General features: G+C 35.9%; 7 protein-coding genes. 3 read left to right on the forward strand and 4 right to left on the reverse strand.

What is annotated here, in order from left to right:
• The first annotated feature begins 172 nt into the window (after positions 1 to 172).
• Positions 173 to 1,804, forward strand: coding sequence for a M1 family metallopeptidase (locus tag CQ046_RS23075; RefSeq protein WP_105704514.1), 1,632 nt, complete (start codon positions 173 to 175; stop codon positions 1,802 to 1,804).
• Between the two features lie 133 nt (positions 1,805 to 1,937).
• Entirely contained in the window at positions 1,938 to 3,794 is a 1,857-nt protein-coding gene (locus CQ046_RS23080) for a PDZ domain-containing protein (protein WP_105704515.1), read from the forward strand.
• A 122-nt stretch (positions 3,795 to 3,916) separates the two neighbouring features.
• On the opposite strand, the gene CQ046_RS23085 is transcribed toward CQ046_RS23080, so the two are convergent.
• The 4 genes from CQ046_RS23085 to pepE form a co-directional block, all read right to left on the reverse strand.
• The gene (locus CQ046_RS23085) at positions 3,917 to 5,092 is read right to left on the reverse strand and encodes a sensor histidine kinase (RefSeq protein WP_105704516.1); all 1,176 of its coding nucleotides are present in this window, start codon (positions 5,090 to 5,092) and stop codon (positions 3,917 to 3,919) included.
• Between the two features lie 7 nt (positions 5,093 to 5,099).
• Positions 5,100 to 6,473, reverse strand: coding sequence for a D-alanyl-D-alanine carboxypeptidase/D-alanyl-D-alanine-endopeptidase (gene dacB, locus CQ046_RS23090; protein WP_105704519.1), 1,374 nt, complete (start codon positions 6,471 to 6,473; stop codon positions 5,100 to 5,102).
• Positions 6,474 to 6,565: 92 nt separating this feature from the next.
• Positions 6,566 to 7,426, reverse strand: coding sequence for a hypothetical protein (locus CQ046_RS23095; protein ID WP_105704517.1), 861 nt, complete (start codon positions 7,424 to 7,426; stop codon positions 6,566 to 6,568).
• Positions 7,426 to 8,118 carry a dipeptidase PepE gene (pepE, locus tag CQ046_RS23100; protein ID WP_105704518.1) on the reverse strand — a complete coding sequence of 231 codons (693 nt, stop codon included), beginning with the start codon at positions 8,116 to 8,118 and terminating at the stop codon, positions 7,426 to 7,428. The genes CQ046_RS23095 and pepE overlap by 1 nt, the downstream gene beginning before the upstream one ends.
• Before the next feature lie 190 nt (positions 8,119 to 8,308).
• On the opposite strand from pepE, the gene CQ046_RS23105 reads away from it, so the two are divergent.
• Entirely contained in the window at positions 8,309 to 8,851 is a 543-nt protein-coding gene (locus tag CQ046_RS23105; RefSeq protein ID WP_105704520.1) for a tetratricopeptide repeat protein, read from the forward strand.
• Positions 8,852 to 9,029: the final 178 nt, after the last annotated feature.

A 9,029-nucleotide genomic window follows, 5' to 3' on the forward strand; every position in this document is an offset into this window, starting at 1 on the left:
TAAATGTAATGAAAATAAAACAGTAAAACAAGTACTTTTATAACAAAAAGAATCTGCCTCAGTTGTGAGACAGATTCTTTTTATGGTTCAAAATCTATATTTAATTTGAGTTATAATATGTCGCTATTAATTTAATTTTATACTTTTGAAAAGATTATTAATAAAAGTTTAAATGAAAAAGTTGTCATATACACTCTTATTTGTTTCAGGGCTGGCTTTCGGGCAGTTCTTTGAGAAGGGTAAAGTTTTCACCAAACAAGATACTTTAAAAGGATCCAATACAAAGTTCAGAAATTTTTGGGATGTCAAAAAATATGATCTGTCTGTAGAACCGGATTTCGAACAAAGAAGTATTAAAGGAAATAATATAATCAGCTTTGAGATTGTAAAAGATATTACCAATCCTATTTTCCAGGTTGATCTTCAGCAGCCTATGAAAGCTGATAAAGTGGAAGGAAACTTTCCTATTGTCAATTATAAACAGGATGGAGACTTTATTTGGATTACAGCCAATAAAAAATTCAAAAAAGGAGAAAAATACACCATCAATGTTTTGTATTCCGGGAAACCTACGATTGCTAAAAACGCCCCATGGGATGGAGGCTGGGTTTTCACCAAAGATGAAAAGGGAAATCCATGGATGACTGCTGCAGATGAAGGAATAGGAGCATCCATATGGCTTCCTACCAAAGATATCTGGAGCGACGAACCTGACAATGGTATTGTCATGAATATCATTACACCTAATGATCTTGTGGGAGTTGGAAACGGAAGGCTTACCAACAAAAAGACAGAGGGGAATAAGACAACTTATACATGGGAAGTGAAAAACCCTATTAACGCCTACTCTATTATCCCAAGTATAGGAAAATATGTAAATTTTAAAGATATATTTGAGGGTGAAAAAGGAAAACTGGACTTGGATTATTGGGTACTTGACTACAATCTAGAAAAGGCAAAAAAACAATTTCAACAGGTAAAACCTATGCTCTCAGCATTTGAATACTGGTTTGGTCCGTATCCGTTTTATGAAGATTCATACAAACTTGTAGAGTCTCCTCACCTTGGTATGGAACATCAGAGTAATGTGGCATATGGAAACAAATATCAGAACGGCTATCTTGGAAGAGATCTTTCAGGGACGGGAGTTGGATTAAAATGGGATTTCATTATTATTCATGAAAGCGGCCATGAATGGTTTGCCAACAATATTACTGCAAAAGATCAGGCTGATATGTGGATTCATGAGAGTTTCACCAACTATTCCGAAACTCTTTTCACAGAAAAATATATGGACAAAAAATCTTCTGAAATCTATGTTCAAGGGATCAGGAAATTGATAGACAATGACGTTCCTATTATTGGCCGGTATGGTGTAAGAAATGAAGGCAGCGGAGATATGTACCCGAAAGGAGCCAACATGATTCATACGATAAGACAGGTGATCAATAATGATGAAAAATTCAGACAGATTTTAAGAGGTTTGAATAAAGATTTTTATCATCAGACTGTTACCACACAGCAGATTGAAAATTATATTTCATCAAAATCAGGGATTGATTTCTCAACTGTTTTTGATCAGTATCTGAGAACGATAAAGATTCCTACTCTTGAGTATAATCAGAATGGTGATACTTTAAAATTCCGTTACACCGATGTGGTAAAAAATCTGAAGTTACCTATCATCATTAATGGAGATCAGACGATCAATCCTACTGAAGAATGGCAGACGGTAAAGCTTAAAAAGAATAGTCCGGTAGAATTTAATCCCAACTATTATATCAATTATTACAATAATAAATAAAGGAAAAGGCAAATTTGTAGATCAACAGATTTGCCTTTTCACTTTTTAATATTAAAATTTTAAGAAAAGTTTAATACTTCTTCCGTAACAAAATGACAAAAAGAGCAACTATTTAACTATTAATGTAAACCTAATGAGAAAAACAGTACTTAGTCTTGGTATTTTTGCTTCTTTTTTAGCAAATGCTCAGTCTATAAAAACAACCATTGATCTTGTCAATGTAAAAGATGATAAAGTAACCGTTACCATGGAATTTCCGAAAATGAAATCCGGAGATGTTAAATTTCATTTCCCCAAAACGGTTCCTGGTACTTATTCTGTAGACGACTATGGAAGATTCATCGAAGGGATCAAATTTTATGATAATAAAGGAAAAGAGCTTACTTTCACCAAAGTAAATGATAATACTTATTCATTGAAAAACGCTCAGGGACTTTCCAAAATCTCTTATCTTGTGAATGACAGTTTTGATGATGAATTAGATACTTCAAAGCATAAAGCCGTATTTTCTCCGTCAGGAACAGATATTGAGGAAGGAAAAGTATATATGATCAATACCCACGGATTCATTGGATATATTGATAATATGCAGGATGTTCCTTATCAGCTGATCGTTCAAAAGCCAACAGATTTCTACGGAACAACTGCTTTGGTAGATCAGGACAAATCTGAAAGTACAGATACCTATACTCTTGCCAACTATGCCAAGGTAACAGATTCTCCATTAATGTATACAAAACCGGATTATATTACCTTCAATGCTGGGGGAATGGATCTTGTACTGGGTGTATATTCTCCGACAGGAAAATATAAAGCTGCCGATTTCAAAGAAAATCTGGAGAAAATGGTAATCGCTCAAAAGAAGTTTTTGGGAGATATGAATACCAATAAAAAGTATGCGATCATGCTTTATCTTTCCGGTGGGGACGGACCTAAAGTGAAAGGTTTCGGAGCATTGGAACACCACGAATCTACAAGTGTGGTTCTTCCGGAGGGAATGCCGAAAGATGCCATTGACAAAACAATTACAGATGTAGTTTCTCACGAATTCTTCCACACTGTAAACCCTTTGAAAACGCATTCAGAAGAGATTCACTATTTCGATTATGCAGATCCGAAAATGTCTCAGCACTTATGGATGTACGAAGGTGGAACAGAATATTTTGCCAATCTCTTCCAAATTCAGGAAGGTTTGATTGATAAAGATCAGTTTCTTGAAAGAATGGGTGAGAAAATTGCCAACTCCAAGAGCTATGACGACACAATGCCATTTACCGTAATGAGTAAAAATGTATTAGTTGAGCCTTATAAAGATCAGTACAGAAATGTGTATGAGAAAGGAGCTCTTCTGGCAATGTGTTTAGACATCGAGCTTAGAAAGCTTTCCAACGGGGAAATGGGATATCGTGATATGATCAGAAAATTATCTCAGAGATTTGGTGAAAACAAACCTTTCAAAGATGATAAATTGATTGACGAACTGGTAACGGTAACCGGATATCCTCAGGTAAAAGATTTCTATAATAAATATATTGCAGGAAACCAGCCAACGCCTTATGCACAATATCTGAGCATGGTGGGTGTAGATATTAAAAAGCAGGAAAGCCAGCCTCTTTTCTGGTTCATTAAAAACCCGAATGAAACAGATTTTGATCAAAAGACCAATGCTTTTGCTTTTGACGATCATTCTGCTTTGTCTCCATTTGCAAAAAGTATCGGATTCAAAATTACTGACCAGGTACTTGCTTTGGATGGAAAAACGGTAGACATCAAAAATGTACAGGATTTTATTAAATATACCAGAACCATTAAAGATGGACAAGACGTTACGGTAACTATTTTAAGAGATAATGCCGGCAAGAAAGAGAAAATGACGCTGAAAGGAAAGGCTATTCTGGATAAAATGACCATGGAAACGCTTTCATTTAAGGCGAATCCAACTCCGGAAGAACTGAAACTACAGAACCAGTGGTTAACTGGTAAAAAATAATAAGAAAAGCGGGGAATTTTCCCCGCTTTTTATTTTCCTCAAGTAGATCTTGTATTCTTATATTCAAATCTTATAGGCTTTAAAAATCTGTAAGATTTCTTGTTTGCAAAACAAATTTCAAGTTAAATATTTTCCGCTTTCCTGATCGTTATTCTAAAGGTACTTCCCTTTCCTACCTCAGTCTGCGAAATTTTAATATCTCCGTTATGGTATTCATGAATTACCCTTCTTGCCAATGACAATCCCAGTCCCCAGCCTCTTTTTTTGGTAGAATATCCAGGATTAAAAGCATTTCTCGCCTGCTGCTTGGTCATTCCGCTTCCGTTGTCTTTTACTTCGATGAGGATATTTTTGTTTCTTTCAAAAACAGACATGGTAATGGCTCCTTCCCCCTTCATAGCATCCACAGCATTTTTAACCAGATTTTCAATCACCCAGCTCATCAGAATTTTATTATGCGGTACCAAAACGGTATAGTTGGGAAGATTCAAGGTAAAATTGACTTTTCTGGAAATTCTGGTTTTTAAATAATCATAATTCTCCTGAATGGTTTCATTGAAGTTTCTGTCGTTCAGCTCTGGAACAGAACCTATTTTCGAGAATCTTTCAGAAATAGTTCTCAGTCTTTCAATATCTTTTTCTATCTCATGCACTCCTTCTGATTCAGGATTATCAAGTTTCATGATTTCCATCCAGCCAATCATCGAAGATAAGGGTGTTCCGATCTGATGAGCAGTTTCTTTAGCCAGACCCGCCCAAAGATATCCTTCATCGGTCTTTTTGATTGTTCTGAAAAACCAGAAAGAGAAACCGAAGTATAGTAAAATAAATAATCCTAAAATATAAGGCGAATACCGAAGATTATTCAGCATACGAGAGTTGTCGTAGTACACAAACTGGTTATTTCCGTCCGGCACTTTAATCTCGATGGGATCATAATTTTTCTCCATATTCCGGATTAGATCCTGAAGTTTTTCGGGATCTTTAATGGTACTTTCAGGGATATTTCTGTAATATCCCAGATCGAGAATCGGGTTTTTAAATTTATCCGTTACAATAAACGGAATCGTATTGTTGATATTGAGGATATCCGGCAAAAGGTCCAGAACATCCGTATCAGGAGTTTTCACTTCCTGCTGTATTCTTATCGCTTTGGAAAGAAGACTGATCCTTTTGATCTCCTCTTTTCTGAGAAAATTAATAAGGGATGTGGAGGACACTACAATGGCAATCACCAAAGTAGTCATGACCACAAAAATGATCCAGTTATTCAGCCTTGTAAGTATGGATTTTCTCAAAGGTATTTTATTTTAAAACATTCAGAATTTTCTGCAGCTCTGCATTCCCACTTCCCTGATAGTTGTTGATAATAATCGAAAATACATATTTTTTTCCATCTTTTGCAGTGTGATATCCGGCAAAAGATTTGGTATCTCTCATCGTTCCGCTTTTCATCTTCATCCCGTTATCCTGAACCGGGAAACCGTCATAATAGACATCAAACCAGGATTGTTTTTTAGCATATAACAGCGCCTGTACTTCAGCTTTTGCCGCCACATAATTTTGTGGTGAAAGCCCGCTTCCGTCAGCAAAATTGATCATATTAGGATTAATTCCTTTTGATTTCCAGAATTCTTTCAGATAAGAAACTCCACTCTTGAAACTTGAATTTCCTTTTTTCTCTTTTCCTAAGGTTTTAATCAAAGTCTCCCCGTACAAATTGACACTTTTTCTCAGAAACCAATAGACAATTTTATCCAGAGTCGGCGAATGATAAGTGAGAAGAATATTATTTTTAGGAGCTTCCAAAGCTTGTTTTCCTTCTGTTTCAAGCTGTGAATTCGTCACAGCTTTTCCTGAAAGTTCAATTCCTGACTCTTTCAGCCATTGTTTTACTTCTGTCGCCAATTGTAAAGGCGGATTAGGAGTAGATCCTGAAACCGTTACTGTTTTTCCTGCCGGAAGCATGCCATTAATCAAAGCTACATTAGAATGAGGAGCTGTGAAAATAAGACTTTGGTCTGAACTGCCGCCGGCTTTCAGATCATTCAGCCATTTTACACCTTCCAAAGGATAAGAAAAGTTCTTAAAATCGGTTCCGTTGATATTGATGTCAAACTGGTTTTCTTTCCAGTTGATCCCCCAAACTCCGGCTCCATAGTAGTTTCCAAGATCATCCCACGGCCATCCTCCCGGAATCGTCTGATGATCAAAATAAGAATCATCAATCATAAGATCGCCTGATATTTTTGTTATTCCTGAGTTTTTAATAGCATCAATCAGTTTCTTTTTAAAATTTTCAGGTTTATAGTCATCATATCTCCAGCTTCCCAAAGTAGGATCACCGTTGGAACTGATGAAAAGATTTCCGTTCAACGTACCTCCGGATATATTTCCGGAATAGCTGGAAGTGGTTGTAAAAGTATAATTCTTTCCTAAAGTTTCCAGTGCAGCACCTGCAGTAAAAATTTTCTGTGTAGAAGCTGTAGAAAGTCCCTTACTCCCCTGATATTCATATATAAAGTTGCCATTTTCATCTGAAACATAAAATGATAAACTGGAAGAAACAGCTCCTGAAGAATCCATAAGATCCTTTGTTGCTTTATCTAGTTTTTGAGCCATATTCTGCGCAGCTACCATCTGTACAGAAAATGTGAGAACAGCAAGTGTTTTTTTCATTGCATTGTTGTTTGAGGCTAAATTCATAGATTTCAAATACTGTCGGGCAATATCTGAACCTTTTCATTTATTTAAATTCTAATCAAATATAGTTAAAATAAAAGCTTTTCATACTCCCTGAGATCATCGGAACTGAAAAGAATCTGATGTTCAGGAACCTTTTCAAATGACCGGTCAGTAATAAAATATTTTTCATAATCATCTTCATCCAAAAAAATATCCATCTGGCATTCTTTGATGTAATTTGATTTGTCTCCATAATCCTCAATAAAATAGCCCGAATCATTCCATGGTTCCTGATGACAGCGCAGACAGTTTCTTTGATACACAGCTTTATGACCACATATCTCACAATTATTAAGGCTTTGAAACAACATCGAAATTTCACTTTGCCTATCTTTCGGAAAAAGTGAAAGGGGAATTGCTTTTAAAAGCAGATAATAATTAGGCTCCTGCCATGAAAAATATTTTTGTCCTTCCCAGTCATTATGTCCCGTGTAAAGCACCAACTTTTGAAGATCGTATTCTATATCAGCTTTCACCACGTTTTTAATATTCAGAACTGTCTTGTTATGAAGTTTGACATTATGTTGGTCATCAATTTCAATAACGGGCTGCTGTTCCAGAAAATGGGTCAGGCATAATGTGGTCTGCCATGCACCAATTGTTCTCATTTTCCCTTCACTGCCACAGATTTCACAAGTTTTCTCAGACAATTTCGAATATTTGTCTTTGATATTTTTAAGGCTGTTATTAAGTGTTTCGTCTTCAGAATAGGTATAGCATCTCAATTCACCAAACTTTTCTTTTCCAAAAACCCGATGTTCCAGATTCCAGCCTGCGATCGCAAATTCAAACAGCAATTTCCGGATCAGATCACTCCATCCGGTACTGTTCACTGAGAAATTAGTCAGATTACGTTCAACAAAAATGTTGATTTCTTCTCTATTCATTAAAGCTTGCTTCCTGCTTCTATTTCGTAAGGCTCTTTCCCTTTTTCAAAAATCCTGGTCAGTTCACTTCCTTCCACGGTAATAGCATCATTGGTTCTTCTGATCCAGTTTCCTTCTCTAAGACCTACTACTTTGATATCATTTTGGGTAAGAAACTCCTGAATACGGGTTTCTCTGGTTTCACCGTTATGCTTCAAATCCGGATTAGGATCAAGGTAATGTGGATTAATATTAAAAGGAACCAATCCCATACAATCAAAACTTGGCGGATATACAATCGGCATATCATTGGTTGTTTTCATATTCTGACCCCCAATATTACTCCCTGCGCTGCATCCAAGATAGGCTTTCCCTCCAGATACATTTTCTTTTAGGACAGACATCAAACCTTCTTCGTGTAGTGTTTTAACCAATAAAAAAGTATTTCCGCCTCCGGTAAAAAAACCTTTTGCCTGATGAATGGCTTCTTTTTTATCCTCAAATTCATGAAGCCCTTTTACTTTTATATTGATTGTTTCAAAGAAAGAACGGGCTTTTGCCGTATAGTCGTCATGAGAAATCCCGCCTGGTCTTGCGAAAGGGATAAAAACAATTTCGTCAATTCCTTTATATAGTTGGATTAATTCTTCTCTTAAGTATTCCAGATATTCTCCACCAAAAAGTGTGGATGTTGAGGCTAATATGATATTCATACCACTAAATTATGTGTATTATTAAAAAAGTGAATCACAAAGATAGCCTCAAAGATGAACGAATCAAAAATTAATCTAAAAAAAATACTATTTCCCGTTAATATTTTCTAAAAAACCTTAAAACCTCAAAAATTTCCGGCTTTATGGAACTATTCTTGGATTTTAGATTATGAATTTAAAATATAAGATTATGAAAATGAGTAACATTAATAGTAGAAACCTATTTTTAGGATTAATACTAGCAGGAAGTGTAAGTCTTGTAAATGCACAAACGACTCAGCCGGAAACGTCAGCTTCCACGAGTCAAACAACAAATCCAACGATTGAAGGTCTTAAAAAACAGATCGAAACCAATCCGAAAGATGTAGAATCACTGGCAAAATTGGCAAATGCCTACCAGGAAGCATCAGACTGGACTAACTCCATTGCGACATGGAAGAAAATATCAGTTTTATTACCAGACTGGGCTCCGTCTTATTATAGCCAGGCTTATGCCTATCAGTCTGCAAAAGATGATGCCAACGCAAAAATTGCTTACGAAAAGTATATTGCAACAGTAAAACCTGAAGAAGTAGAGCAAAATAAGAAGAATCTGGCATATGCTTATTTCTATCTTGCCTTTTCGGAACAGCAAAGTGATCCTAATAAAGCAAAAGAACACATCGCCAAGTCGATACAGTATGATCCTACCAACCAGGATGCTGTAAAACTTAGCAAAACATTAAATTCTTAGTAAAAATAAAAAGACCGGAAAAATTTCTAGTCATGGTCGGAAGAAATTTCCGACCATTTTTTATGTTTTAAGTTTTGAAGACTTTTGCAGGATCACCCCCCGCAAATATTATTAGAATTGCGGTAATCATATCCCGAAGTTCCATAGCGATGCGTCTTTTAGCTGTTTTATATCCTAA

The sequence above is a fragment of the Chryseobacterium sp. MYb7 genome (assembly GCF_002979455.1).
Taxonomy (GTDB): Bacteria; Bacteroidota; Bacteroidia; order Flavobacteriales; family Weeksellaceae; genus Chryseobacterium.

Bases quoted from the DNA above. Each gene is read 5' to 3' on its own strand.
- CQ046_RS23075 (WP_105704514.1), top strand. From the start codon at position 173: ATGAAAAAGTTGTCATATACACTCTTATTTGTTTCAGGGCTGGCTTTC.
- CQ046_RS23080 (WP_105704515.1), top strand. From the start codon at position 1,938: ATGAGAAAAACAGTACTTAGTCTTGGTATTTTTGCTTCTTTTTTAGCA.
- dacB (WP_105704519.1), bottom strand. From the start codon at position 6,473: ATGAAAAAAACACTTGCTGTTCTCACATTTTCTGTACAGATGGTAGCT.
- CQ046_RS23095 (WP_105704517.1), bottom strand. From the start codon at position 7,426: ATGAATAGAGAAGAAATCAACATTTTTGTTGAACGTAATCTGACTAAT.
- pepE (WP_105704518.1), bottom strand. From the start codon at position 8,118: ATGAATATCATATTAGCCTCAACATCCACACTTTTTGGTGGAGAATAT.
- CQ046_RS23105 (WP_105704520.1), top strand. From the start codon at position 8,309: ATGAAAATGAGTAACATTAATAGTAGAAACCTATTTTTAGGATTAATA.